The sequence below is a fragment of the Streptomyces sp. 4N124 genome, assembly GCF_052245395.1.
Taxonomy (GTDB): domain Bacteria; phylum Actinomycetota; class Actinomycetes; order Streptomycetales; family Streptomycetaceae; genus Streptomyces.
Genome location: NZ_JBQQBS010000029.1, coordinates 50,782 through 73,380, shown reverse-complemented (window position 1 = coordinate 73,380; position 22,599 = coordinate 50,782). Strand labels below are relative to the sequence as shown.

Sequence of the window (22,599 nt, the reverse complement as noted above, 5' to 3'; positions counted from 1 at the left end):
AGGAGTATGGTCCATTTCCATGGCGGAATCCTGGGCCACTCTGGGCGTCGACCTGCATCTGGAACCGACCGGCTCCGGCCTGCGCCGGGGCCTGACCGACGCCCTACGGGAAGCGGTCCGCACCGGCCGCCTCGCCCCCGGCACCCGGCTGCCCTCCTCCCGCACCCTCGCCGCCGACCTGGGCATCGCCCGCAACACGGTCGCCGACGCCTACGCCGACCTCGTCGCGGAGGGCTGGCTCACCGCCCGCCAGGGTTCGGGCACGCGCGTCGGCATGGGGGCACCTCCCACGCCTTTCGGGCAGTGGGGGAGTACGGTCGTCCCGCCGGCCGACCCGTCCCTCTCCCGCCGGGAGCAGCACCGTCCGACGTACGATCTCCGCCCCGGCACCCCCGACCTCGCCTCCTTCCCCCGCGCCGAATGGCTCAAGGCCGCCCGCCGCGCCTTCACCGCCGCCCCGAACGACGCCCTCGGCTACGGCGACCCCCGCGGCAGTGTCGAACTGCGCACCGCACTCGCCGGCTACCTCGCCCGAGCCCGCGGCGTGCGCACCGACCCCGAGCGGATCCTGATCTGCTCCGGCTTCGCCCACGCCCTGGGGCTCCTCAGTGCGATCCTGCGGTCGCGCGGCACACGGACGGCCGCCGTGGAGTCGTACGGCCTTCCCCCGCACTGGAACCTGCTCACGGCCGCCGGCCTGCGCACCCGCCCCCTGCCCTTCGACGAACTCGGCACCGATCCGGGCGGGTTGGGCGGCGTCGGTGCCGTACTCCTCACCCCCGCCCACCAGTTCCCCATGGGCGTGCCCCTGCACCGCGACCGACGGACGGCCGTGGTGGACTGGGCGCGGCGCACCTGCGGCCTGGTGCTGGAGGACGACTACGATGGCGAGTTCCGCTACGACCGCCAGCCCGTCGGCGCCCTCCAGGATCTCGACCCGGACCGCGTCGTCTACCTCGGCACGGCCAGCAAGTCCCTCGCCCCCGCGCTACGCCTGGCGTGGATGGTCCTGCCGCCCGGGCTGACGGACGAGGCGGTCGCGGCGAAGGGCGGCCACGACACCTGCGGGGTGCTGGACCAGCTGACGCTGGCCGAGTTCATCACGTCCGGGGCCTACGACCGCCACGTCCGCGCCGCCCGGCTGCGCTACCGGCGCCGCCGGGACGCCCTGGTCGCGGCCCTGGCGTCGCGGGCGCCGGAGGTGCGGGTCACCGGCATCGCGGCCGGCCTGCACGCCGTCCTGCGCCTGCCGCCCGGCACCGAGAAGTCGGTGCTCCAGGCCGCCACCTGGCAGGGCCTCGCCCTGCACGGACTGACCTACTTCCGCCACCAGGAGGCCGTGGCCGAGCCCTTGGACGCCCTGGCCGTGGGCTACGGCACACCGCCGGACCACGCGTGGGCGGGGGCGCTGGACGCGCTGTGCAGGGTGCTGCCGTAGGACGGGCCCCGTGTCGGCCGACGATCCGCGCGGAACGTCAGGGTGCCCCTCACGCCCCGGACCTCCGGGAAGGACTCGGGACATTCCCGGGACCGGCCGGCTCAGGCGCCTCCTCCGTCACCTCCCCGAACCGCGCCAGCGCCAACGCCCCCGCCACAGCCACCAGGAACCCCAGCACGGCGAGCCACGCCAGCCCTTCCCGCGTACGGTCGCCCAGCCACACCACACCCACCAGCGCGGGCCCGACGGTCTCCCCGATCACCATCCCGGCGGTGGCGGTGGTCACCGACCCGCGCTGCAGGGCCGAGGTCAGCGACAGGAACGCGGCCCCGCCACCCAGCAGCAGCGCGTACGGCGCCGGATTCGCGAGGAGGTCCGAGGGCGCGAGCGAGTCGATCAGCCGCACCGCCACCTCGACCACCCCGAATCCGAACCCGGCGCCCAGACCGAGCAGCAGCGCACGCCCCCGCTCCGGCAGCCGCCTGCCGCCCAGCCCGAGCAGCAGCACCGCCACGGCCACAGCGAGCATCGCGTACTCCAACGCCGCCGGCCCGCTCCGGTCGCCCTCCGTCCCCGACGCCACCCCCAGCATCGCGAGTCCGGCACACACGACCCCCACCGCGCCCCACTCGCTCCCGGTGAGCCGTACCCGCAGCAGCCGCGCCGCGACCACCGCCGTCACGGCGAGGCTGGAGGCCAGCGCCGCGCCGACCGCGTAGATCGGCACCGACCGCAGCGCCGCGACCTGGAACAAGAACCCCAGCCCGTCGAGCGCCAGTCCGGCCAGATACCGCCACTGCCGGACCGCCCGCAGGAACAGCGCGGCCTCCCCGCCCCGGCCGGTGTCCGCCGTCCGGGTCGCCATCGCCTGCAACACCGTCGCCGTACCGAAGCAGACCGCGGCACCAAGGGCGCACACCATTCCAAAGAGCACAAAGTGACTGTAGGGGAGGGGGCGAGGGGCGGCCCGACTGCGGGGCCTCTCTTACCGATCTCTAAGCTGTCCGCCGAAGATCCACACCAACGGGGAGACATGAACATGGCGGACACACGCCGGCAACTGCGCTCGGGCACGGTCGTACTGGGCGGCATGGGACTGCTCGCCGCGGCCCTGACCTCCTGCTCCTCCGACCCAGACAAGCGCTGCGTGGACCGCGACAGCTACCGGCTCGGCAAGGGCTACAACGTCGTCGCCGACAAGAACTGCAAGTCGGCCACGACCGTCGACGGCGCCTACTACTACGGCGGCAAGAAGAAGGGCGACTGGGTCAAGGGCGGTTCCTTCACCAAGTCCGGCAAGGGATCCGGCAGTTCGTCGGGCAGTGGCGGGAGCAGCGGAGTCGACCGGGGCGGCTTCGGCAGCGACAAGGGCAGCTCCGGCGGCTGAACGGGAACGTACCGACACCCATGGAACGCCGCACCATCGAGCCCCGTCCCGGCTGGCAGCAGACCGTCGAGGAACAGGGCCTCATCTATCCCCTCACCCGCCACCCCGACAACTCCCTGCGCCCCTACTGGGACGAGAGCGCCTACTACGTCTTCTCCCTCCCGGAAGTGGAGGCGCTGGAGGAGGTCGTCGAGGAACTGCACGGCATGTGCCTGGCAGCGGCCGAGCACATCGTGCGCGAGGACCGCTTCGCCGACCTCGGCATCACCGACCCACGCATTGTCGAGGCGGTCACCGAGGCGTGGCACCGCCGCACCGAACTCCCTTCCGTCTACGGCCGTTTCGACCTCCGCTACGACGGCACGGGCCCGGCGAAGCTCCTCGAGTACAACGCCGACACCCCCACCTCCCTGGTGGAGGCGGCCTCGCCCCAGTGGTTCTGGATGGAGGAACGCTTCCCGGGCGCCGACCAGTGGAACTCCCTCCACGAACGCCTCATCGACGCCTGGAAACAGCAGTCCGCGCTGCTCCCGCCCGGCAGCCCGCTCTACTTCGCGCACTCCTCGGCCGACGAACTCGGCGAGGACCTGATGACGGTCGCCTATCTGAAGGAGACGGCGGAACAGGCGGGTCTGGACACCGCCTGGATCTCCATGGAGGAGATCGGCTGGGACCGCCTCTCCGGCCGCTTCGTCGACCACCAACTCCGCTTCATCCGCAGCTGCTTCAAGCTCTATCCCTGGGAATGGCTCACCACCGACCGCTTCGCCGGCCATGTCCTCGACACCCTCGACAACGGCGGCGGCACCGGCAGCACCCTGTGGATCGAACCGGCCTGGAAGATGCTCCTCAGCAACAAGGCCCTGCTGGCCATCCTCTGGGAGCTCCATCCGGGCCACCCCAACCTGCTCCCCGCCTACCTCGACGGCCCCCGCGACCTGGCCACGACCACGGGGTACGTCGCCAAGCCACTGCTGGGCCGGGAGGGCGCGGGCGTGACGATTCACGAGCCGAGCCCCTCGGACACCGGCGCCGATCCCGCCGTACGCGAAGAGCCCTGCTGCTACCAGGAGTTGGCACCCCTTCCCGACTTCGACGGCAACCGCGTCGTCCTCGGCGCCTGGACCGTCGGGAACGAGTCGGCGGGCCTCGGCATCCGGGAGTCGTCCGGCCTGATCACAGACGAGTACGCACGCTTTCTGCCGCACGTGATCCTCTAGACCCCCAACACGGCCCGCAACTGCGCCAGCCCCCAGTCCAGGTCCTCCTTCCCGATCACCAGGGGCGGCGCGACGCGGATCGTCGCCCCATGGGTGTCCTTCACCAGGACACCCCGGTCCATCAGCTTCTCGGACACCTCCCGCCCCGTCCCGTGCGTCCGGGCGATGTCGATGCCCGCCCACAGTCCGCGCCCCCGCACCTCCGTCACCTGTCCCGTGCCGACCAGCGCCGCCAGCTCCCGCTGCAGATGCTCGCCCAGTTCCGTGGCCCGCGCCTGGAACTCGCCCGTCCGCAGCATCGCCAGCACCTCCAGCGCCACCGCACAGGCCAGCGGATTCCCGCCGAACGTCGACCCGTGCTCCCCGGGCCGGAACACCCCCAGCACCTCGGCACTCGACACCACGGCCGACACCGGCACAACGCCACCGCCGAGGGCCTTGCCCAGCACATACATGTCGGGCACCACCCCCTCGTGCTCGCACGCGAAGGTACGTCCCGTCCGCCCCAGCCCCGACTGGATCTCGTCGGCGACGAAGAGAACATTCCGCTCCCGCGCCAGCTCCCGCACCGCCGGCAGATAACCGGGCGGCGGCACGATCACCCCCGACTCGCCCTGGATCGGCTCCAGCAGCACCGCCACGGTGTTCTCGGTCATCGCCTCCCGCATCGCCGTCAGATCCCCGTACGGCACGATCGCGAAGCCCGGCGTGTACGGCCCGAAGTCCGCGCGCGCCTCCGGGTCCGTGGAGAAGCTGATGACCGTCGTCGTACGGCCGTGGAAATTGCCGCCCGCGACCACGATCTTCGCCATCTCCGCCGGCACGCCCTTGACCCGGTAGCCCCACTTCCGGGCGGTCTTCACGGCCGTCTCCACCGCCTCGGTGCCCGTGTTCATCGGCAGCACCATCTCCATGCCGCACAGCTCGGCCAGCTCCGTGCAGAACGCGGCGAACCGGTCGTGATGAAACGCCCGCGACGTCAGCGTCACCCGCTCCAGCTGCGCCTTCGCCGCATCGATCAGCCGCCGGTTGCGGTGACCGAAGTTGAGCGCCGAATACCCGGCCAGCAGATCCAGATACCGCCGCCCCTCGACATCCGTCATCCAGGCCCCGTCCGCCGTCGCCACGACGACCGGCAGCGGGTGGTAGTTGTGCGCGCTGTGGGCGTCGGCGGCTTCGATGAGGCTTTCCGTAGCGGTCACGGCAACTCCCGAACATGAGGCGGACCCCCTTCCTATCGTCGCTCGGATGCCGGACGCGGGAGCCAAGCCGACTCATGCGCCCGGTAGGCTGATCGCGGGCCGTGACTGGCGCGCTGGGATGGGACCGACCATCGGGGAGCGGCCCTCGGCGGCCTGACCCTCGGGCCCGACGAGCGAGTGCCGTGCGCCTGGGCCGAACCGTGAACCGTGACCGCTTCAAGCCACGCCGCCCGGAGGCCGACCACATGTCAGACCAGCAGCCCCTCTCCACCGAGTCCACCGCCTTCCGCGCCGCCCTCGACGTGATCCGCGCCGTCGAGCCGCGCGTCGCCGACGCCATCGGCCAGGAGGTCCACGATCAGCGCGAGATGCTCAAGCTGATCGCCTCCGAGAACTACGCCTCCCCGGCCACCCTGCTCGCCATGGGCAACTGGTTCAGCGACAAGTACGCCGAGGGCACCATCGGCCGCCGCTTCTACGCCGGCTGCCGCAACGTCGACACCGTCGAGTCCCTCGCCGCCGAGCACGCCCGCGAACTCTTCGGCGCCCGCCACGCCTACGTCCAGCCGCACTCCGGCATCGACGCCAACCTCGTCGCCTTCTGGTCCGTCCTCGCCGCCCGCGTCGAGGCCCCCGCCCTGGAGAAGGCCGGCGTCCGCCAGGTCAACGACCTCTCCGAGGCCGACTGGGCCGAGCTCCGCCAGGCCTTCGGCAACCAGCGCATGCTCGGCATGTCCCTGGATGCCGGCGGCCACCTCACCCACGGCTTCCGCCCGAACATCTCCGGCAAGATGTTCGACCAGCGCTCCTACGGCACCGACCCGCAGACCGGACTGGTGGACTACGAGGCCCTGCGCGCCTCCGCCCGCGAGTTCAAGCCGCTGATCATCGTCGCCGGCTACTCCGCCTACCCCCGTCTCGTGAACTTCCGGATCATGCGGGAGATCGCCGACGAGGTCGGGGCGACCCTGATGGTGGACATGGCGCACTTCGCGGGCCTGGTGGCCGGCAAGGTCCTCACCGGTGACTTCGACCCGGTCCCGCACGCCCAGATCGTCACCACGACCACCCACAAGTCCCTCCGCGGCCCCCGCGGCGGCATGGTCCTGTGCGACGACTCCCTCAAGGACCAGGTCGACCGCGGCTGCCCGATGGTCCTCGGCGGCCCGCTCCCGCATGTCATGGCCGCCAAGGCCGTCGCCCTCGCCGAGGCCCGTCAGCCCTCCTTCCGTGACTACGCCCAGCGCATCGTCGACAACTCCCGCGCCCTCGCCGACGGCCTGATGCGCCGGGGCGCGACCCTGGTGACCGGCGGCACCGACAACCACCTCAACCTGATCGACGTCGCCTCCTCCTACGGCCTCACCGGCCGCCAGGCCGAGGCCGCCCTGCTCGAATCCGGCATCGTCACCAACCGCAACTCCATCCCGGCCGACCCCAACGGCGCCTGGTACACCTCCGGTATCCGCATCGGCACCCCCGCCCTGACCACCCGCGGCCTGGGCACCGCCGAGATGGACGAGGTCGCCGCCCTCATCGACCGCGTCCTCACCGCCACGGAACCCGGCACCACCAAGTCGGGGGCTCCCTCCAAGGCCGCCCACATCCTCGACCCCAAGGTCGCCGACGAGATCTCGCACCGCGCGACCGACCTGGTCGCCGGTTTCCCGCTGTACCCGGAGATCGACCTGGGCTGACGCCTGGCCCGACGTTCACGGCCGAGGACCCGGACCGGTCCCCTCGCTCGACGAACTTCAAAGATCCGTACTCAAAGATCGATCAGCTCCTGTCGTGGCTCCTCCCGCGGCGGCCCGGCCCCGTGCCCGGCCGCCGCGCGGCGTATCAGCAGCGTGCCGGCGACACCGGCAGCGAACCCGACGGCCAGCCCCGGCAGCGCCCACCAGACATCGCCCGACCCCTGTACGGGCGTGTCACCGGCGCCGTCCGTGCCGTCCTCCGCCGCACCCGCGGCTGCCCCGGCACCCTCCTCCTCTCCTGCCACTCCGAGCAGCCCCCTCCGGTCCAGCTCCGCGAAGACGGAGCGTGGCGCCCGGTGCCAGCGGATGTCGTCGTCCTGCACATCCGGTGCCGGATCCGAGCGGACCCAAGGAGTGCCGTCCCCGTCCACGAACAGCTGGTCCTGGCGCTGCAAGGCCACATCACCGCCCGGCGGACGATGGGACTGGGGCCAGCCGCCGATCCCCGTCATCCCCCACACCACGATGATCCGCACTGGCGGATACCGGCCCTCGAACCAGTCGTCCGGCACCTGCTCCGTCCCGGTGTAGGTGGGCTGCAGCAGCTGCCAGAGACGGGCGAAGTCCTGCTCGCCGGAGCGCAGCACCGTCGTCCGCCCCGTGCCGCCCGCCGTCACGATCGCCAGATCGGGGATGTCCCCGCCCGGCCCCGGTGCGGCCACCGCGGGCGCAGCGAACAGCGCCGTCACCATCGCCAGCGGCACCGGCGTCAGCACGGCGAGTCGCCTCATCGTGCGTCTGCGACGGTGTGCCATGCCTCCCCCTCCCGATCTCACAGCGGTCCCCCTCCCTACTGATCTCCGGCCTCTCTTCTGATCCACCGACCGCAGATGACCGCAGATGACCTCAGAGGTCGCGCAGTTCCTGCCGCGGCCCTCGCTCCGCGCCGCGTAGATGCGGCAGGGGCAGCTTCCGCGCGGCGAACGGTCGCAGCACCAGCGCCAGCACGGCTCCGGCCGCCGCACCCGGGAGCGCCCACCACCAGTCGGTGTTGTCGGAGGCGCCCGTGGTGGCTGCCCGAGTCGTGGTGGCAGCGTTGTCCGCCGTGCCGCCCTTGTCCGCAGCACCGGCGGATCCCGGGTTCGGGACCTTGTCGATCACGCCGAGCTTGGCGAGCAGGGTGTGCAGCTGCGCCGGCTGCTCAGCCTTCTTCCACTGATCGTTTCCTTTGGGCGGTGTGCCCATTGCCGTGTTGATCCATATGTCATCGACGTCGCTCACGATCACGGAGTCCTGCCGCCAGGGCGTCGCATCGTGGATCATCCACGTGATGTTGATGGACTCGCCCGCGTCGGCGATCAGTTCACTGGGCCGCTTGTCCCCGTCGAGACCAGGGCCCGTCTGATCGAGCAGTGTCTGCAGCCGGGTGTACTCCGGAGCTGTGGAGTAGAGCCCCGTGGCCTGCTGGGTGGTCGGCGAGGCGAGGAGCACGCTCGTCGGCCCGCCGGCGGACGCGGGAGGCGCGCCCAGGAGAGCCAGAGCCAGCATCGCGGCCAATGTCCCTGCGATAGCGATCAGTTGACGAATCCTCACCATGAGGTCCCCCACCGGTCCGGTGCGGCCCGTCCGTGAGCCGCGTGTCACTTCTGGTACACCGCCCGACCCGCCGGGGTTCCCACCTTTCCCGCACTATTCGGATCCGGATGCCGAGGATTTCTCGAGCGACTTCGCGATCTCCACCGCCCGCTCCCTCGACGGCACTCCCTCCAGCCGCAGCGTCATGTCCTCGCCGTCCGTCGTCCGGTGCATCCACAGCAGCGTCGGCCCCGCTGTCCGTTCCTTGCGGGTGTAGCGGTCCCCGTTCTCGTCCACCAGCCAGAAGCTGAGCAGGTGTGGCCGGCGGAACCACAGGGCCGTGTCAGAGACCGACGTGCGGCCATCGCCCAGTTGCAGCCACTCCGGCTGTTCGCGCACGGTCTTGGCGAAGGAGACGTCGAGGCGGGCCGGGTACTCGTCCAGCCGGATCGTGTGCCCGTCCTCCTGACGGCACAACGTCACCAGGAACCGCCCCCGCGGCTCGGCCGTCACCGCCACGGCCTCCGGCGTGCCGAACGCCGTGGGCACGAGCGGCGCGAACCCGGCCCGCCGCTCCGCCTGCGCCAGCGACACCGACTTCCCGCAGCCGGGCACCTCGGCACCCGGAGAAGGCTCCGCCGACGGGTCGTACCGCACCTCGACCCCGCCGAAGTCGAACCAGTCGAAGACCGTGGCCCGCACCGGAGGCGTGAGCACCAGCACCGTCAGCAGACCGCACAGGGCCGCGGTCAGTGAACGCCATCGCACCCGCGTCCACCGCCGGACCGCCCGCAGCCGCTCACCGGTGCCCGGCGGCTCGGCCACCGGCACGGGCGCATGCTCGGCGAGTATCCGCTGCAGCACCCGCTCGACCATCGTCTCGGAACCGTCGGCCCCGGGCCGGTCCAGCGACCGGCCCAGCGCCCTCAGCTCCTCCGGCAGCCGCGAGGCCTCGCCGTGCCGCCGGTCGCCGTCCTGGTCGTCGTACGACTCCTGGCCGTCACTCATGCTCATCACCCCCTTCCCGAGGCTGGAAATCCGGCAGCAGCCTGCCCAGCTTCCGCAGGGCGCGGTTGAGCCGGGACTTCACCGTGCCCCTGGGCCAGCCCAGGGCCTGGGCCGTCTCGGACTCGTCCATCTCCAGCAGATAGCGGTAGGTGACGACCAGCCGGTGCTCCTCGCTGAGCTTCTCCAGGGCGGCCTGCAGCGCGACCCGGCGCTCTATCTCCAGGGCCGCGACCGCCGGATCCGCCGCATCCGGTATCAGCGGCTCCGCCTCCACGAACGCCGCCTCACGGCCGGCGAGCGTGCGCTGGCGGGCCGCTGTGCGCACTGTGTTCCTCGTCTCATTGGCGACGATCGACAGCAGCCAGGGCTTGAACGCCGCGCCGTCCTTGAACCGGCCCAGCGCGCAGTACGCCTTCACGAAGGCCTGCTGCACCACGTCTTCCGCGTCCGCACCCGCCCCGAGCGCCGCGGCCGCGCGCAGCGCGATGCCCGTATGGGCCCGCACCAGCTCCGCATACGCCTCCGGCTCTCCGGCGCGTACGCGTGCGATCACCGCGGCCTCATCGACGATGCGGCCCCCCTCCCGCGTCCTCACAGTCTTGTTACACCGCCGGGGCCAGATCGGTTCCCACCTGTTCCCGGCCAGTTCTCAACCCGTTCCGGATCGCCCCCTGGGACCTGAGAGAATGGTGAACATGGCCCTTGATCGTCCCCGCGTGCTCTCCGGAATCCAGCCCACCGCCGGCTCGTTCCACCTCGGCAACTACCTCGGCGCCGTCCGTCAGTGGGTGGCGCTGCAGGAGACCCACGACGCGTTCTACATGGTCGTCGACCTGCACGCGATCACGGTTCCGCAGGACCCGAAGGAGCTGCGGGCCAACACCCGCCTCGCCGCGGCCCAGCTGCTGGCCGCGGGACTCGACGCGGAGCGCTGCACGCTCTTCGTCCAGAGCCATGTCCCCGAGCACGCCCAGCTCGCCTGGATCATGAACTGCCTCACCGGCTTCGGTGAGGCGTCCCGCATGACCCAGTTCAAGGACAAGTCCGCCAAGCAGGGCGCCGACCGCGCGAGCGTCGGCCTCTTCACGTACCCGGTCCTCCAGGTCGCGGACATCCTGCTCTACCAGGCGAACGAGGTCCCGGTCGGTGAGGACCAGCGCCAGCACATCGAGCTCACCCGTGACCTCGCCGAGCGCTTCAACGGCCGCTTCGGCGAGACCTTCACGATCCCGAAGCCGTACATCCTCAGGGAGACGGCGAAGATCTACGACCTCCAGGAACCGTCGATCAAGATGAGCAAGTCGGCGTCCACGCCGAAGGGCCTCATCAACCTCCTCGACGACCCCAAGGCGACCGCCAAGAAGGTCAGGAGCGCGGTGACCGACACGGACACCGTGATCCGCTTCGACACGGAGAACAAGCCGGGCGTCAGCAACCTGCTCACCATCTACTCGACCCTCACGGGCGAGGGGATCGCGGACCTGGAGCAGAAGTACGACGGCAAGGGCTACGGCGCGCTCAAGACCGACCTCGCCGAGATCATGGTCGGGTTCGTGACGCCGTTCCGCGAGCGCACCCAGCAGTACCTGGACGACCCGGAGACGCTGGACTCGATCCTCGCCAAGGGCGCGGAGAAAGCGCGTGCCGTCGCCGCGGAGACCCTGTCCCAGGCGTACGACAGAGTGGGCTTCCTGCCCGCGAAGCACTGACAGGCACTCAGGCGTACCACCGCACAGACGTACCACTGGGCAGAGCGCTGCACATCACTACGGTTGCGCCTGCCCACAACACACCCGTGGCCGTACAGTCGATAGCCGGACGGCCGGGAACGCACCCGAAGAAGACGACAGGAGACGACGTGGGGACCGTAACGATCGGTGTGTCGATCGCGGTCCCGGAGCCTCACGGCAGCCTGCTCCAGGAGCGGCGCGCGGGCTTCGGCGACGCCGCGGCGCACGGCATCCCCACGCACGTCACCCTGCTGCCGCCAACAGAGGTCGACGACAGCGAGTTGCCCGCGATCGAGGCCCACCTCGTCCAGGTCGCGGCGGCCTTGCGCCCCTTCCCGATGCGGCTGTCCGGCACGGGCACCTTCCGCCCCCTGTCCCCGGTCGTGTTCGTCCAGGTCGTCGAGGGCGCGGCGGCCTGCACCTGGCTGCAGAAGCAGGTCCGCGACGCGTCCGGCCCGGTGGCGCGCGAACTGCAGTTCCCGTACCACCCGCATGTCACCGTGGCGCACGGCATCGACGACGAGGCGATGGACCGCGCCTTCGAGGAACTCGCCGACTACACCGCCGCCTGGCCCTGCACCGGCTTCGCGCTCTACGAACAGGGCGCCGACGGCGTCTGGCGCAAGCTGCGCGAGTTCACCTTCGGCAGCGCCGTCGTACCACCGCAGCCGGGCCACGTGGAGCGGGGCTCCCTGCCGACTCGCTAGGCCTGTCCGGTCCTAGACCGGCAGTCGCCGGAACACCGCTCGCGGCAGATGCCGCAGCGCCGTCATCACCAGCCGCAGTGCGCCCGGCACCCACACCGTCTCCGAGCGCCGCCTCAGGCCCAGCTCGATGGCCGTCGCGACCGCCTCCGGAGTCGTGGTGAGCGGTGCCTCTTCCAGGCCGGCGGTCATCTTCGACCGCACGAACCCGGGGCGTACGACCATGACGTGCACGCCGGTGCCGTGGAGCGCGTCGCCCAGGCCCTGGGTGAAGGCGTCGAGGCCGGCCTTGCTGGAGCCGTAGATGAAGTTGACGCGGCGGGCGCGCTCGCCGGCGACGGAGGAGAGCACGACCAGGGAGCCGTGGCCCTGGGTCTGCAACGCGCGCGCGGCGACGAGTGCCGAGGACACCGCGCCCGTGTAGTTGGTCTGCGCGACCCGTACCGCGGCGGCCGGTTCGCGCTCGTCGTGCGCCTGGTCGCCGAGGATGCCGAAGGCGAGCAGCACCATGTCGATGTCGCCCTCCGCGAAGACCTTGCCGAGCACCGTCTCGTGGGAGTCGGGGTCGAGCGCGTCGAAGGGGACGGTGTGCACCTCGGCCCCCAGGGCGCGCAGTTCGGCGGCGGCTCCGTCGAGCGCGGGTGTCGGGCGGCCCGCCAGCCACACCGTGCGGGTGCGGCGGGCGATCATGCGGCGCGTGGTGGCCAGCGCGATCTCGGACGTACCGCCGAGGACGAGCAGGGACTGGGGGAGGCCGAAGGCGTCCTTCACGACAGCTCCTAGAGGTTGCCTAGAGGGTGAGGCGGCGCGACAGGTCCGACACGAACACCCCGCGCGGGTCCAACTGCGCACGCAGGGCGCGGAATTCGTCGAGCCGGGGGTACATCGAGGTGAGCACTTCCGGACGCAGCCGGGAGTCCTTGGCCAGGTAGACGCGCCCGCCCGCCGCGGCCACCTCCTCGTCCAGTTCGTCGAGGAAGGCGCCGAGGCCGGGCAGTCCGGCCGGGATGTCCAGGGCCAGCGTCCAGCCGGGCACGGGGAAGGAGAGCCAGCCCGGGTCGGCGTCCCCGAAGCGCTTGAGCACGCCGAGGAACGACGGGCAGCGGTGCTCGCGGATGCGCCGCACGATCCGGCGCAGGGCGTCCTCCTGGCCGTATCCGACGACGAACTGGTACTGCACGAAACCGCCGCGGCCGTAGACGCGGTTCCAGTGGGGGACGCCGTCGAGGGGGTGGAAGAAGGTGGAGAGCTTCTGCAGCTGTCCGGTACGCGCGCGTGGCGCCTTCCGGTACCAGAGCTCGTTGAACAGGCCCACGGTGGTACGGGTGAGCAGCCCCTCCGGGAGGAAGGCGGGGGCGGGCGGCAACTGGGCGGGGCGGAACGAAAGCGGGGCTCTACGCGCGCGTGCGGGCAGCTTGTCGAGTGGTGCGTGGTCGCCGCGGGTCAGCACCGCGCGGCCCGTCGCGGTGCCGCGTGCCAGGAGGTCGATCCAGGCGACCGAGTAGCGGTAGAGGTGGTCGGTCGCGGTCAGACGGGCCATCAGGTCGTCCAGGTCCGTGGCGCGTTCGGTGTCGACGGACATGAGGGAGGTCTGTACGGGCTGGAGCTGGACCGTCGCGGTCAGGATGACGCCGGTCAGGCCCATGCCGCCGGCCGTCGCGTCGAAGAGGGGGGTGTCGCGGCCGACGGTGCGGATCTCGCCGTCAGCGGTGAGGAGTTCCAGCGACAGGACGTGCCGGGTGAAGGAGCCGGACACATGGTGGTTCTTGCCGTGGATGTCGGCGCCGATCGCGCCGCCGACCGTCACCTGGCGGGTGCCGGGCGTGACGGGGACGAACCAGCCGAGCGGCAGCAGGACTTCCATCAGGCGGTGCAGTGAGACACCCGCGTCGCACAGGACGGTGCCGCCGTCGGCGTCGATGGCGTGGATGCGGTCCAGGCCCGTCATGTCGAGCACGGTCCCGCCGGCGTTCTGCGCCGCGTCCCCGTACGCCCGTCCCAGCCCCCTGGGGATGCCGCCGCGGGCCCCGCAGTCCCGGACGGCCGCCGCGGCCTCCTCGTACGTCCGTGGGCGGATCAGCCGGGCGGCGGTGGGAGCGGTGCGGCCCCATCCCGTGACGGAAACGGTGTCGGCAGACATGCGGTGACCGTATAGCCGAGGCTTATCACCCTGTTTCGTAACATTCCGTCACTCGCCGAAATGGGTGATTAATGGGATGTCGCTCTATATTGCCGTAATTCCGGCAGGGGTGGCGTGAACAGTGAGTCCAGTGGACGACTTCGACACCATGGACGACCGAATCCTTTCCGCATTCCACGCCTGCGGTGCGGACCCGCGCGTCGCGGGCGCCGCGCGGGCCCTGTCGTGGGCGGGTGAGCACGGTGCGCTGTGGATCGCGGCGGGTCTCGCCGGTGCGGCCGTGGACGGAGCGCGGCGCGGTGCCTGGTTGCGAGGCACAGCGCTCACCGCGGGCGCGCACGTCGCCAGCATGGGCGTGAAGCGCGTCGTACGCCGTGCGCGTCCCACGCGTCTCGCGCCCCGCGTGCGCACCGCCGGCCGCCACTCCTTCCCGAGCTCGCACGCCACCTCGGCAGCCGCGGCGGCCGTCGCCTACGGCGCACTCGGCGCCCCCCTCGTCCCCCCGCTCGCCGTCGCCATGTGCCTCTCCCGCCTGGTGGTCGGCGTGCACTACCCCTCCGACGTTGCGGCGGGGGCCGCCCTCGGGGCGCTGACGGCGCGTCTCGGGGCGCGCTGGATGCGGGGGAGCAGACATGACTGAGACGGCACCTCTCAGGACCCCCGCCGACGGCACACGCCCCACCAAAGCCGCGCACTACCCGGACGGCGCGCGCCCCACCCCCAACGCGCCCCCCACACGCACCCTCCTCCGCGGCCTCCTCAAGACCGCACGCCCCAAGCAGTGGGTCAAGAACGTTCTGGTCGTCGCCGCCCCCGCTGCCGCCGGGCAGTTGCTCGTGCCGGGCGCACTCACCCGCATCGCGCTGGTCTTCGCGCTGTTCACGGCCTGCGCCGCCGCCGTCTACCTGATCAACGACGCCCGCGACGCCGAGGCCGACCGCGCCCACCCCACCAAGTGCCACCGCCCCGTCGCCGCCGGCCAGGTCCCCGTACCGGTCGCGTACGCCGTCGGCGGCGTCCTCGCCCTTCTCGCGCCGGTCGCGGCGGCCTGCCTCACCACGCCCGCCGTCGCGGCGCTGCTGACCGCGTACATCGGTATGCAACTGGCGTACTGCGTCAGCCTCAAGCACGTCCTGGTCGTCGACCTCGTCGTCGTCACCACCGGGTTCCTGATGCGCGCGATGGTCGGCGGGCTCGCGCTCGACATCCCGCTGTCGCGCTGGTTCCTGATCACCACCGGCTTCGGCGCGCTGTTCATGGTGTCCGCCAAGCGCTACTCCGAAGCCGTCCAGATGGCCGGCACAGCGGGCTCCACGCGCGCGTTGCTCACCGAATACACCACCGGCTACCTGCGTTTCGTATGGCAGCTGGCGGCCGGCGTCGCCGTCCTCGGCTACTGCCTGTGGGCCCTCGAGGAGGGCGGCGTCCCCAACACCAGCGTCCTGCCGTGGCGGCAGCTGTCCATGGTCGCCTTCATCGTGGCGATCCTCCGCTACGCCGTCTTCGCCGACCGCGGCACCGCGGGCGAACCCGAGGACGTCGTCCTCCACGACCGCGCCCTCGCACTCATCGCGCTGGCATGGCTGGCGATGTACGGCTTGGCGGTGGCCAACTGGTGAACCTCCCGCGCGGCCGTGAACTGCTGGGCTTCGGCGGAGTGGGCCTCCTCGCCTACGCCGTCGACCTCGCGCTCTTCACCTGGCTGCGCGGCCCCGCCGGACTGGAACCGCTCACCGCCAAGACGATCTCCTTCGTGGCGGGCGGCTCCGTGGCGTACGTGGGCAACGCGTTCGGCACCTACCGCGCCACCAGACCGCGCGGCCTGCGCCCGTACGCCGTCTTCTTCGCGGTGAACGCCGCAGGGGCGCTCGTCCAGCTCCTGTGCCTCACCATCAGCCACTACGGCCTCGGCTTCACCTCGCAGCGCGCGGACACCGTATCCGGCGCGGGAATCGGCATGGCGATCGCCACTGTCCTGCGGTTTTGGGGCACTCGGACATTGGTCTTCCACAACGAGGGCAGAGTCGGATCATGGACTGGCTGAAAAAGCTCCCTGTCGTCGGGCCGCTGGTGGCCCGACTGATGACCACGCACGCGTGGCGGTCGTACGAGCGTCTGGACCGGGTGAAGTGGACGCGGCTGGCCGCCGCGATGACGTTCATCAGCTTCGTGGCGCTCTTCCCGCTGCTGACGGTGGCCGCCGCCATCGCGGCGGCGACCCTCAGCTCATCCCGGCAGAACGAGCTGGAGGACAAGATCGCCGAGCAGGTGCCCGGCATCTCCGAGCAGCTCAACATCGACGGCCTCGTCGCCAATGCCGGCACCGTCGGCCTCATCGCCGGCGCCCTGCTGCTGGTCACCGGCATCGGCTGGGTCGGCTCGATGCGCGACTGTCTGCGCGCGGTGTGGGAGCTGCCCGACAGCGAGGAGAACCCGGTCCTGAGCAAGGCCAAGGACGCGGGCATCCTCGTAGGCCTCGGCGGCGCGCTCCTCGTGACGCTGGCCGCCTCCACCGTCGCCTCAGCGATGGTCGGCTGGATCACCGAGCAGATCGGCATCAAGGAGGGCGGCTGGGGCGGGGTCCTGCTGTACATCGCCGCGTTCGCCGTCGCCGTACTCGCGAATTTCCTCGTGCTCCTGTACGTCCTCACCCTGCTGCCCGGCGTCGAACCGCCGCGCCGCCGGCTGATGGTGGCCGCGCTGATCGGCGCGATCGGGTTCGAGGTGCTCAAGCTGCTGCTCAGCGGCTATATGCAGGGCGTGGCCTCGAAGAGCATGTACGGCGCGTTCGGCGTCCCCGTCGCCCTGCTGCTGTGGATCAACTTCACCTCGAAGCTGGTCCTGTTCTGTGCCGCGTGGACGGCGACGGGGAGCAAGGAGACCGAGATCACCGAGGTCACGGACGAGTCCGGCGACGTACCAGATCAGGCAGCGGCCACCGGCGGTTGACCAGGAACGCGCCCGCCGCGAGCAGCACCAGCACCCCGCCGGTGATCGCGAACGCGACCCCGACCCCGCCGGAGCCGCTCTCGGCCGCCGCGCCCGTCACCGGCTTCGCGGACGCCTCGCTGTCCCCGGCGCCACCGGCCTCACCGCCGTCGTTCGTCCCCGGCTGGGCGCCGGCCTGCGCGGCGCTCTTCGGCGGCACCAGCTCGCCCACCGGCTGCACCTTGCCGGCCGCCTTGAACCCCCAGTCGAAGAGCGCGGCGGTCTCCTTGTAGACCTCGTTCTGCGCGTCCTTCTCCGGGTTCATGACGGTGACCAGCAGCACCTTGCCATTGCGCTCGGCGACGCCGGTGAAGGTGGAGCCGGCGTTGGTGGTGTTGCCGTTCTTGACGCCCGCGATGCCCCGGTACTGGGCGAGGCCGCTGTCGCCGGTCAGCAGCCGGTTGGTGTTCTGGATCTCGAAGGTCTCGCGGACCGTCTTGCCCTTCTTGTTCTTCGTCGTCTTGCCCGGGAACTTCGCGGACACCGTGGAGCAGTACTCGCGGAAGTCCTTCTTCTGCAGCCCGGAGCGGGCGATCAGCGTCAGGTCGTACGCGGACGAGACCTGCTCGGGGGCGTCGTAGCCATCGGGGCTGACCACGTTCGTGTCGAGGGCCTGGAGCTCCTCGGCGTGCTCGTTCATCTCCTTGACGGTGTCCGCGACGCCGTCGTTCATCGCGGACAGCACATGCACCGCGTCGTTGCCGGAGCGCAGGAAGACGCCGAGCCACAGGTCGTGGACCGTGTACGTCTCGCCCTCCTTGATCCCGACCATGCTGGACCCGGTGCCGATGTCGGCCAGGTCGCTGGGCGCCACGGTGTGCTTCATGGTCTTCGGGAACTTCGGCAGCACGGTGTCCGCGAACAGCATCTTGAGTGTGCTCGCCGGGGGCAGCCGCCAGTGCGCGTTGTTCGAGGCCAGCACGTCACCCGACTCGGCGTCGGAGATGATCCACGACCGCGCGGACAGATCCTTGGGGAGCACCGGCACCCCGCTCGCGAGATTGACCTGCGGCCCCGCCTTCCCGAGCCGTGCGCCGCCCACGGTCGACATGTTCGCCGGTGGAGTGGCCGAGGGCGAGGGCGTCGGCTTGGGCGCCGCGAGAACCGGCGCGGCGGTCAGCGAAACGGACAACAACGTGGCGGAAGTGACCAGCAGGGATCGCCTGGCGGTCTTCATGGGTGCGGGCACGATCGAGAACGTACCTGTCGCGGGCCGGGAAGTCCCACCGCCCGCCCCACCCCGGCGGCGGATCCGGACAGGTGGCGGCGATACTGAAGGCATGAAGCTCAGCCGCCCCCTCTCCTGGTTCCTGCTCGCCTTCGGGGTGTGGAGCTGGATCATCTGGATCACTTTCGTCAAGAACCTCGTCAAGGACGGCAGCGGGCTCGCGTTCGACGACGCGGGCGACCCGACCGCGTACTTCTGGGTGCACCTGCTGCTCGCCGTCGTTTCCTTCGTATTGGGGACGGTCATCGGCGGCATCGGGTTGCGCGGAATTCGCGCACTGCGCCGAACGTCATAGTTGATAAGCCGTACGGCACCGTCGACAACTGAGGGATACGACACCGTGGTCATCGTCTTCGCGCTCGTGGCGCTGCTCGTGCTGGGCGCGTTGGTGACGGGCAACTGGTTCGTCTGGCGCCGCCTGTTCCGCGACACGACACGCGGTCCGGGCCTGGTGCGGCGTACGGGCGCGGTGGTGATCGCCGGCGGCTGGACCCTGACGGTCACGGCCTTCGTGGCCGAACGCTCCGGCGCCCCGTTCTGGCTCCAGCAACTCCTGGCCTGGCCGGGCTTCCTTTGGCTGGCGCTGTCGATATATCTGCTTCTGGGTGTGCTGGCGGGGGAGCTCGTACGACCGTTGCTGCGGCGGTGGCTGGAACGGCGGGCGTCCGCCGAGACGGCCGTATCGCGGGAGGAGCCGGTGCCGGTGGGAGCGGCCATCGGTGTATCCGGCCCCCCGCAGGACCCGGCAGCCGACGTGCCCGCCTCGGAGCCGGTGCCCGCCCCCTCCCGCCGCCTCTTCGTCTCCCGAGTCATCGGCGGCGCCGCGGCCGCAGCCGCCGTCGGTACGGTCGGAGTCGGTACGTACGGCGTCCTGAACGGCCCCAGTGTGAAGCGGGTCACCGTCCCGCTGGCCAAACTCCCGCGCGCGGCGCACGGTTTCCGGATCGCCGTCGTCAGTGACATCCACCTGGGCCCGGTCCTCGGCCGGGGCTTCGCGCAGAAGGTCGTCGACACGATCAACGCGACCCAGCCCGATCTGATCGCGGTGGTCGGCGACCTGGTGGACGGCAGCGTCAAGGACCTGGGCCCGGCGGCGGCACCCCTGGCGCAGCTGACGGCACGGCACGGCGCGTACTTCGTCACCGGCAACCACGAGTACTTCTCCGGCGCCGAGCAGTGGGTCGAGGAGGTACGCCGGCTCGGCCTGCGCCCGCTGGAGAACGCCCGTACGGAACTGCCCCACTTCGACCTCGCGGGCGTCAACGACGTCGCGGGCGAGAGCGAGGGCCAGGGCCCCGACTTCGCGAAGGCGCTCGGCGACCGGGACACGGCACGCACGTGCGTGCTTCTCGCCCACCAGCCCGTCCAGATCCACGACGCCGTCGACCACGGCGTCGACCTCCAGCTCTCCGGCCACACCCACGGCGGCCAGCTCTGGCCCGGCAACCTCATCGCCGCAGCCGCCAACCCGACCCTCGCGGGCCTGGAGCGCTACGGCGACACCCAGCTCTACGTCACCCGCGGCGCGGGCGCGTGGGGGCCGCCGACGCGGGTGGGGGCGCCGTCGGACATCACGGTGGTGGAACTGGCGTCACGCCAGGCATAACCGCCCCTTCGGGGCGCTGGATCTGACGCGATCTCGTTGCCTTGTCTTGTGCGCAAGTGACTCCGGGCAGCTTCTCTACACAGCACCATGTGACGGAGGTGTGTGGGATGAGGAGCAGACGTGGTGAGACGCAACTCCTTCCGGCTGCCCCGGCATCCGGCTTCCGTCGGTCTCGCCCGGCGGAGGGTGCGGGACCATCTGGCCGACTGGGGACACGGTCCGCAGGACCCGGCGCTGGCCGACGCGGTCCTGCTGGTGTCGGAGCTGGCCACCAACGTCGTACGCCACGGTCCTTTGCTGGAGCGGGAGTTCGAGGTGGCGGTGACCGCTCTCGCCGACGGCTCCTGCCTGATCGAGGTGTCGGACGAGGGCCAGGTGGAGCCCCGGCTGCGGGTGGTGGGCGAGGGGGAGGAGACCGGCCGCGGGCTCCAACTCGTGGAGAACATCGCGGCGGCATGGGGGGTGTGGAGCCGCGGCAGACACGGCAAGACCGTCTGGGCGCTGGTCCCTGCCCACTCCTAGGCGCTACGACGGTATGGGCGCCCGCACCGGCAGGGTGACCGTCACCGCCAGCCCCTCACCCGGCGCCGTCCGCACCGCCACCTCGCCCCCGTGCGCCCGTACGACACCCTGCACGATCGCCATCCCCAGCCCGCTGCCCGCGCCGCCCCCGGCCCGGAAGAACCGGTCGAAGATCCGGGCCGCGTCCTCCTCGGCGAGCCCCGGCCCCTTGTCCTCGACGCGCAGCCGTACGACGCCGTCGCTCCGCTCGACACCCAGCCGGACCGGCACATCGGCCGCCGTGTGCGTGCGTACGTTGCCCACCAGGTTGCCCAGCACCTGCCGCAGCCCCGACTCGTCGGCGTGCACCAGCAGGGAGCCGTCGGCGTCGACGCCGATCGGCCGGTCCGGCTGCTGCACCCGCAGATCCTCGGCCGCGTCGCGCACCAGACGGCTCAAGTCGACGTTCCTCAACCGCAGTTCGGGCTGCTGGTCGAGGCGGGCGAGGGTGAGCATTTCGTCGACGAGCCGCCCCATCCGGTCGGACTCCGCCATCACCCGCTCCCCGGCACGCTTCCGCTCGGCGGGGTCGGTCAGCATCCCCTTGTCGAACAGCTGGAGATAGCCGCGTATCGCGGACAGCGGGGTGCGCAGCTCGTGCGAGGCGTCGGCGACGAAGCGGCGCAGCTGGGCCGCGCTGCGTTCACGCGTGAGATACGCCGACTCGACCTGGTGGAGCATGGAGTTGAGGGCGAGCCGCAGCTGCTCCACCTCCATCGTGGCCTCCCGGCTGGACGGCACACGCCGGGTCAGGTCGCCCTCGGCGATCGCCGACGAGGTCTCCACCATGTCCTCCAGCGGCCGCATCCGGCGGCTCACGCTGAACATGGTCAGACAGGCGAGCAGCGCCAGCAGCAGCGTGCCGAAGGCGAAGTCCATCTTGAGCGCCTTGGCCATGCCTTCGTGCAGGGCCTCGGTGGAGGTGGCGATCAGCACGACCGTGCCGTCGGACAGCTTCGCCCCGACCATCCGGTACGACTCGTCCCCGACCCGCACGTCCCGCGGTTCCGTCTCGGCGGCGAGCGCGGCCGGGTCGTCCGCGGCCTCGGCGACCGCCCGCTGCCGCTCCGTGGGTGCGAGCGGCCCGAGCGCCACCGGGCTGCCGGTGCCGTCGACGGCGACGAACACCGAGGCCGCCGTATTGGGCAGCGCGTCGGTGTCGTTGGCGGTGAAATTGTCGAGGGCGACGGCCATTTCGCCGAGCGACTCGATCTGCTCCATGTTGAAACCGGCGCTCTGCAGCGAGGTACGCTCGCTGATCAGCTCGGAATCCACCTTGTCGAGCAGATAGTGCCGTGCGGCCATCAGGCTCACCGCGGTCGCCATGACGATGCCGAGCGCCAGCAGCGCCACGTTCGCCAGCGTCAGCTTGGCGCGCAGCGAGTGCATCCCGCCGCGCTTGCACCTGAGCGGCCCGACTGTCATGCCAGCCCGTATCCGACGCCCCGCCGCGTGGTGATCACCGGCGCGCCCAGGGCGTCCAGCTTGCGCCGCAGATAGCTGATGTAGGTCTCCACCACGGTCGATTCGGGCGGATTGTGCTCGTACTGCCAGACATGGCGCAGGAGTTGCTCCTTGGGGACGATCCGGCCGCCGTTGCGCACCAGGAAGCGCAGCAATGCGTACTCGGTGGGGGTGAGCTCGACCGTCCGGCCCGCGCGGTGCACGCAGTACGTCGTCTCGTCCAGCTCCAGATCGCCGTACCGCAGTGGTGGGCGCTGCGGGAGGACGTCCGACGAGCGGGTACGCCGCAGGACCGCCGCGATCCGTGCGACGACCTCGTCGATGTTGAACGGCTTGGTGATGTAGTCGTCGCCGAAGCCGAGGGCGCCGACTATCTCGGCGGGCGAGTCGCGTGCGGTCAGGAACACCAGCGCCAAATCGGGCCTCTTGGCCCGCAGTTCACGGCCCAGCGCCCGGCCGTCGCCGTCCGGCAGCATCACGTCGAGCAGGGCGGCGTCCGGACGCGTCCGCTCGGCGAGCGTGAGTGCCTCGCGGACGGTGCCCGCGATCATCACCTCGAACCGGTGGTAGCGCAGCGCTATGGCGAGGACGTCCGCGATGCTCTCCTCGTCCTCGACGACCAGCACAGTGCCTGGAGCCTTCGACATGCCC

General features: G+C 71.1%; 24 protein-coding genes and 1 riboswitch. Of the genes, 13 read left to right on the top strand and 11 right to left on the bottom strand.

The features are described 5' to 3' along the window. The first annotated feature begins 19 nt into the window (after positions 1-19). The gene (gene pdxR, locus ACTWQO_RS27155) at positions 20-1,438 is read left to right on the top strand and encodes a MocR-like pyridoxine biosynthesis transcription factor PdxR (RefSeq protein WP_443239981.1); all 1,419 of its coding nucleotides are present in this window, start codon (positions 20-22) and stop codon (positions 1,436-1,438) included. A gap of 49 nt (positions 1,439-1,487) precedes the next feature. Here the strand turns inward: pdxR and ACTWQO_RS27150 are convergent, their stop codons facing one another. Next, a complete protein-coding gene (locus tag ACTWQO_RS27150; protein ID WP_443240021.1) occupies positions 1,488-2,360 on the bottom strand; it encodes a DMT family transporter in 873 nt (290 codons plus the stop codon). Positions 2,361-2,477: 117 nt separating this feature from the next. Between ACTWQO_RS27150 and ACTWQO_RS27145 the strand changes: the two genes are divergently transcribed. Both ACTWQO_RS27145 and ACTWQO_RS27140 read left to right on the top strand, forming a co-directional pair. Then, on the top strand, positions 2,478-2,825 hold the full coding sequence (locus tag ACTWQO_RS27145; RefSeq protein WP_443239980.1) for a hypothetical protein: 348 nt from the start codon (positions 2,478-2,480) through the stop codon (positions 2,823-2,825). Between the two features lie 20 nt (positions 2,826-2,845). Next, on the top strand, positions 2,846-4,045 hold the full coding sequence (locus tag ACTWQO_RS27140) for a glutathionylspermidine synthase family protein (protein ID WP_443239979.1): 1,200 nt from the start codon (positions 2,846-2,848) through the stop codon (positions 4,043-4,045). On the opposite strand, the gene rocD is transcribed toward ACTWQO_RS27140, so the two are convergent. Then, the gene (gene rocD, locus ACTWQO_RS27135) at positions 4,042-5,247 is read right to left on the bottom strand and encodes an ornithine--oxo-acid transaminase (protein ID WP_443239978.1); all 1,206 of its coding nucleotides are present in this window, start codon (positions 5,245-5,247) and stop codon (positions 4,042-4,044) included. The two genes, ACTWQO_RS27140 and rocD, sit on opposite strands and share 4 nt — an antisense overlap. Positions 5,248-5,338: 91 nt before the next feature. Beyond that, positions 5,339-5,448: riboswitch (ZMP/ZTP riboswitch) on the top strand. A gap of 44 nt (positions 5,449-5,492) precedes the next feature. Here rocD and ACTWQO_RS27130 point away from each other — a divergent pair. Continuing rightward, complete coding sequence (locus ACTWQO_RS27130; protein WP_443239977.1) at positions 5,493-6,944, top strand: glycine hydroxymethyltransferase; 1,452 nt, start codon at positions 5,493-5,495, stop codon at positions 6,942-6,944. A gap of 71 nt (positions 6,945-7,015) precedes the next feature. Here ACTWQO_RS27130 and ACTWQO_RS27125 read toward each other — a convergent pair whose 3' ends face one another. The 4 genes from ACTWQO_RS27125 to ACTWQO_RS27110 all read right to left on the bottom strand — a co-directional run bounded on the left by ACTWQO_RS27125 (position 7,016) and on the right by ACTWQO_RS27110 (position 10,122). After that, positions 7,016-7,759: a hypothetical protein gene (locus ACTWQO_RS27125; RefSeq protein ID WP_443239976.1), complete on the bottom strand. Its 744-nt coding sequence runs from the start codon at positions 7,757-7,759 to the stop codon at positions 7,016-7,018. Positions 7,760-7,850: 91 nt separating this feature from the next. Beyond that, positions 7,851-8,492 (bottom strand): hypothetical protein, encoded by a 642-nt coding sequence (locus tag ACTWQO_RS27120; RefSeq protein WP_443239975.1) that lies wholly within the window; start codon positions 8,490-8,492, stop codon positions 7,851-7,853. 141 nt (positions 8,493-8,633) lie between these two features. Further along, positions 8,634-9,527, bottom strand: a complete 894-nt coding sequence (locus ACTWQO_RS27115) for a hypothetical protein (RefSeq protein ID WP_443239974.1) — start codon at positions 9,525-9,527, stop codon at positions 8,634-8,636. Next, positions 9,520-10,122 (bottom strand): RNA polymerase sigma factor, encoded by a 603-nt coding sequence (locus tag ACTWQO_RS27110; RefSeq protein ID WP_443239973.1) that lies wholly within the window; start codon positions 10,120-10,122, stop codon positions 9,520-9,522. The genes ACTWQO_RS27115 and ACTWQO_RS27110 overlap by 8 nt, the downstream gene beginning before the upstream one ends. A gap of 100 nt (positions 10,123-10,222) precedes the next feature. Here ACTWQO_RS27110 and trpS point away from each other — a divergent pair, with 100 nt between their 5' ends. Together trpS and ACTWQO_RS27100 are read left to right on the top strand one after the other, a co-directional pair. Beyond that, positions 10,223-11,236, top strand: coding sequence for a tryptophan--tRNA ligase (gene trpS / locus ACTWQO_RS27105; RefSeq protein ID WP_443239972.1), 1,014 nt, complete (start codon positions 10,223-10,225; stop codon positions 11,234-11,236). Positions 11,237-11,385: 149 nt separating this feature from the next. Then, the gene (locus tag ACTWQO_RS27100) at positions 11,386-11,964 is read left to right on the top strand and encodes a 2'-5' RNA ligase family protein (protein ID WP_443239971.1); all 579 of its coding nucleotides are present in this window, start codon (positions 11,386-11,388) and stop codon (positions 11,962-11,964) included. Positions 11,965-11,976: 12 nt separating this feature from the next. Here ACTWQO_RS27100 and ACTWQO_RS27095 read toward each other — a convergent pair whose 3' ends face one another. Beyond that, complete coding sequence (locus ACTWQO_RS27095) at positions 11,977-12,732, bottom strand: decaprenylphospho-beta-D-erythro-pentofuranosid-2-ulose 2-reductase (RefSeq protein ID WP_443239970.1); 756 nt, start codon at positions 12,730-12,732, stop codon at positions 11,977-11,979. Positions 12,733-12,751: 19 nt separating this feature from the next. Beyond that, positions 12,752-14,101 carry an FAD-binding protein gene (locus ACTWQO_RS27090; RefSeq protein WP_443239969.1) on the bottom strand — a complete coding sequence of 450 codons (1,350 nt, stop codon included), beginning with the start codon at positions 14,099-14,101 and terminating at the stop codon, positions 12,752-12,754. Between the two features lie 148 nt (positions 14,102-14,249). Here ACTWQO_RS27090 and ACTWQO_RS27085 point away from each other — a divergent pair, with 148 nt between their 5' ends. The 4 genes from ACTWQO_RS27085 to ACTWQO_RS27070 are packed head-to-tail and all read left to right on the top strand — an operon-like array spanning position 14,250 to position 17,050. Then, positions 14,250-14,741, top strand: a complete 492-nt coding sequence (locus ACTWQO_RS27085; RefSeq protein WP_443240020.1) for a phosphatase PAP2 family protein — start codon at positions 14,250-14,252, stop codon at positions 14,739-14,741. Further along, positions 14,734-15,720: a decaprenyl-phosphate phosphoribosyltransferase gene (locus ACTWQO_RS27080; protein ID WP_443239968.1), complete on the top strand. Its 987-nt coding sequence runs from the start codon at positions 14,734-14,736 to the stop codon at positions 15,718-15,720. Before ACTWQO_RS27085 ends, ACTWQO_RS27080 begins: the two co-directional genes overlap by 8 nt. After that, positions 15,681-16,145 (top strand): GtrA family protein, encoded by a 465-nt coding sequence (locus tag ACTWQO_RS27075; RefSeq protein ID WP_443239967.1) that lies wholly within the window; start codon positions 15,681-15,683, stop codon positions 16,143-16,145. The genes ACTWQO_RS27080 and ACTWQO_RS27075 overlap by 40 nt, the downstream gene beginning before the upstream one ends. Then, positions 16,133-17,050, top strand: coding sequence for a YihY/virulence factor BrkB family protein (locus ACTWQO_RS27070; protein WP_443239966.1), 918 nt, complete (start codon positions 16,133-16,135; stop codon positions 17,048-17,050). The genes ACTWQO_RS27075 and ACTWQO_RS27070 overlap by 13 nt, the downstream gene beginning before the upstream one ends. Here the strand turns inward: ACTWQO_RS27070 and ACTWQO_RS27065 are convergent. Continuing rightward, positions 16,998-18,278 (bottom strand): D-alanyl-D-alanine carboxypeptidase family protein, encoded by a 1,281-nt coding sequence (locus ACTWQO_RS27065; RefSeq protein WP_443239965.1) that lies wholly within the window; start codon positions 18,276-18,278, stop codon positions 16,998-17,000. The two genes, ACTWQO_RS27070 and ACTWQO_RS27065, sit on opposite strands and share 53 nt — an antisense overlap. Positions 18,279-18,369: 91 nt before the next feature. Here ACTWQO_RS27065 and ACTWQO_RS27060 point away from each other — a divergent pair, with 91 nt between their 5' ends. The 3 genes from ACTWQO_RS27060 (at position 18,370) to ACTWQO_RS27050 (ending at position 20,445) form a co-directional block, all read left to right on the top strand. Next, positions 18,370-18,612 carry an SCO4848 family membrane protein gene (locus ACTWQO_RS27060; RefSeq protein ID WP_443239964.1) on the top strand — a complete coding sequence of 81 codons (243 nt, stop codon included), beginning with the start codon at positions 18,370-18,372 and terminating at the stop codon, positions 18,610-18,612. A gap of 45 nt (positions 18,613-18,657) precedes the next feature. Continuing rightward, complete coding sequence (locus tag ACTWQO_RS27055) at positions 18,658-19,923, top strand: metallophosphoesterase (RefSeq protein ID WP_443239963.1); 1,266 nt, start codon at positions 18,658-18,660, stop codon at positions 19,921-19,923. Between the two features lie 120 nt (positions 19,924-20,043). Continuing rightward, entirely contained in the window at positions 20,044-20,445 is a 402-nt protein-coding gene (locus ACTWQO_RS27050; protein ID WP_443239962.1) for an ATP-binding protein, read from the top strand. Between the two features lie 3 nt (positions 20,446-20,448). On the opposite strand, the gene ACTWQO_RS27045 is transcribed toward ACTWQO_RS27050, so the two are convergent. Then, positions 20,449-21,909, bottom strand: a complete 1,461-nt coding sequence (locus ACTWQO_RS27045) for an ATP-binding protein (RefSeq protein WP_443239961.1) — start codon at positions 21,907-21,909, stop codon at positions 20,449-20,451. After that, complete coding sequence (locus ACTWQO_RS27040; RefSeq protein ID WP_443239960.1) at positions 21,906-22,595, bottom strand: response regulator transcription factor; 690 nt, start codon at positions 22,593-22,595, stop codon at positions 21,906-21,908. Before ACTWQO_RS27040 ends, ACTWQO_RS27045 begins: the two co-directional genes overlap by 4 nt. Positions 22,596-22,599 lie beyond the last annotated feature (4 nt).

Bases quoted from the DNA above. Each gene is read 5' to 3' on its own strand.
- pdxR (WP_443239981.1), top strand. From the start codon at position 20: ATGGCGGAATCCTGGGCCACTCTGGGCGTCGACCTGCATCTGGAACCG.
- ACTWQO_RS27150 (WP_443240021.1), bottom strand. From the start codon at position 2,360: ATGGTGTGCGCCCTTGGTGCCGCGGTCTGCTTCGGTACGGCGACGGTG.
- ACTWQO_RS27145 (WP_443239980.1), top strand. From the start codon at position 2,478: ATGGCGGACACACGCCGGCAACTGCGCTCGGGCACGGTCGTACTGGGC.
- ACTWQO_RS27140 (WP_443239979.1), top strand. From the start codon at position 2,846: ATGGAACGCCGCACCATCGAGCCCCGTCCCGGCTGGCAGCAGACCGTC.
- ACTWQO_RS27130 (WP_443239977.1), top strand. From the start codon at position 5,493: ATGTCAGACCAGCAGCCCCTCTCCACCGAGTCCACCGCCTTCCGCGCC.
- ACTWQO_RS27125 (WP_443239976.1), bottom strand. From the start codon at position 7,759: ATGGCACACCGTCGCAGACGCACGATGAGGCGACTCGCCGTGCTGACG.
- ACTWQO_RS27120 (WP_443239975.1), bottom strand. From the start codon at position 8,492: ATGCTGGCTCTGGCTCTCCTGGGCGCGCCTCCCGCGTCCGCCGGCGGG.
- ACTWQO_RS27115 (WP_443239974.1), bottom strand. From the start codon at position 9,527: ATGAGTGACGGCCAGGAGTCGTACGACGACCAGGACGGCGACCGGCGG.
- trpS (WP_443239972.1), top strand. From the start codon at position 10,223: ATGGCCCTTGATCGTCCCCGCGTGCTCTCCGGAATCCAGCCCACCGCC.
- ACTWQO_RS27090 (WP_443239969.1), bottom strand. From the start codon at position 14,101: ATGTCTGCCGACACCGTTTCCGTCACGGGATGGGGCCGCACCGCTCCC.
- ACTWQO_RS27085 (WP_443240020.1), top strand. From the start codon at position 14,250: ATGGACGACCGAATCCTTTCCGCATTCCACGCCTGCGGTGCGGACCCG.
- ACTWQO_RS27080 (WP_443239968.1), top strand. From the start codon at position 14,734: ATGACTGAGACGGCACCTCTCAGGACCCCCGCCGACGGCACACGCCCC.
- ACTWQO_RS27075 (WP_443239967.1), top strand. From the start codon at position 15,681: ATGGCTGGCGATGTACGGCTTGGCGGTGGCCAACTGGTGAACCTCCCG.
- ACTWQO_RS27070 (WP_443239966.1), top strand. From the start codon at position 16,133: ATGGACTGGCTGAAAAAGCTCCCTGTCGTCGGGCCGCTGGTGGCCCGA.
- ACTWQO_RS27060 (WP_443239964.1), top strand. From the start codon at position 18,370: ATGAAGCTCAGCCGCCCCCTCTCCTGGTTCCTGCTCGCCTTCGGGGTG.
- ACTWQO_RS27045 (WP_443239961.1), bottom strand. From the start codon at position 21,909: ATGACAGTCGGGCCGCTCAGGTGCAAGCGCGGCGGGATGCACTCGCTG.
- ACTWQO_RS27040 (WP_443239960.1), bottom strand. From the start codon at position 22,595: ATGTCGAAGGCTCCAGGCACTGTGCTGGTCGTCGAGGACGAGGAGAGC.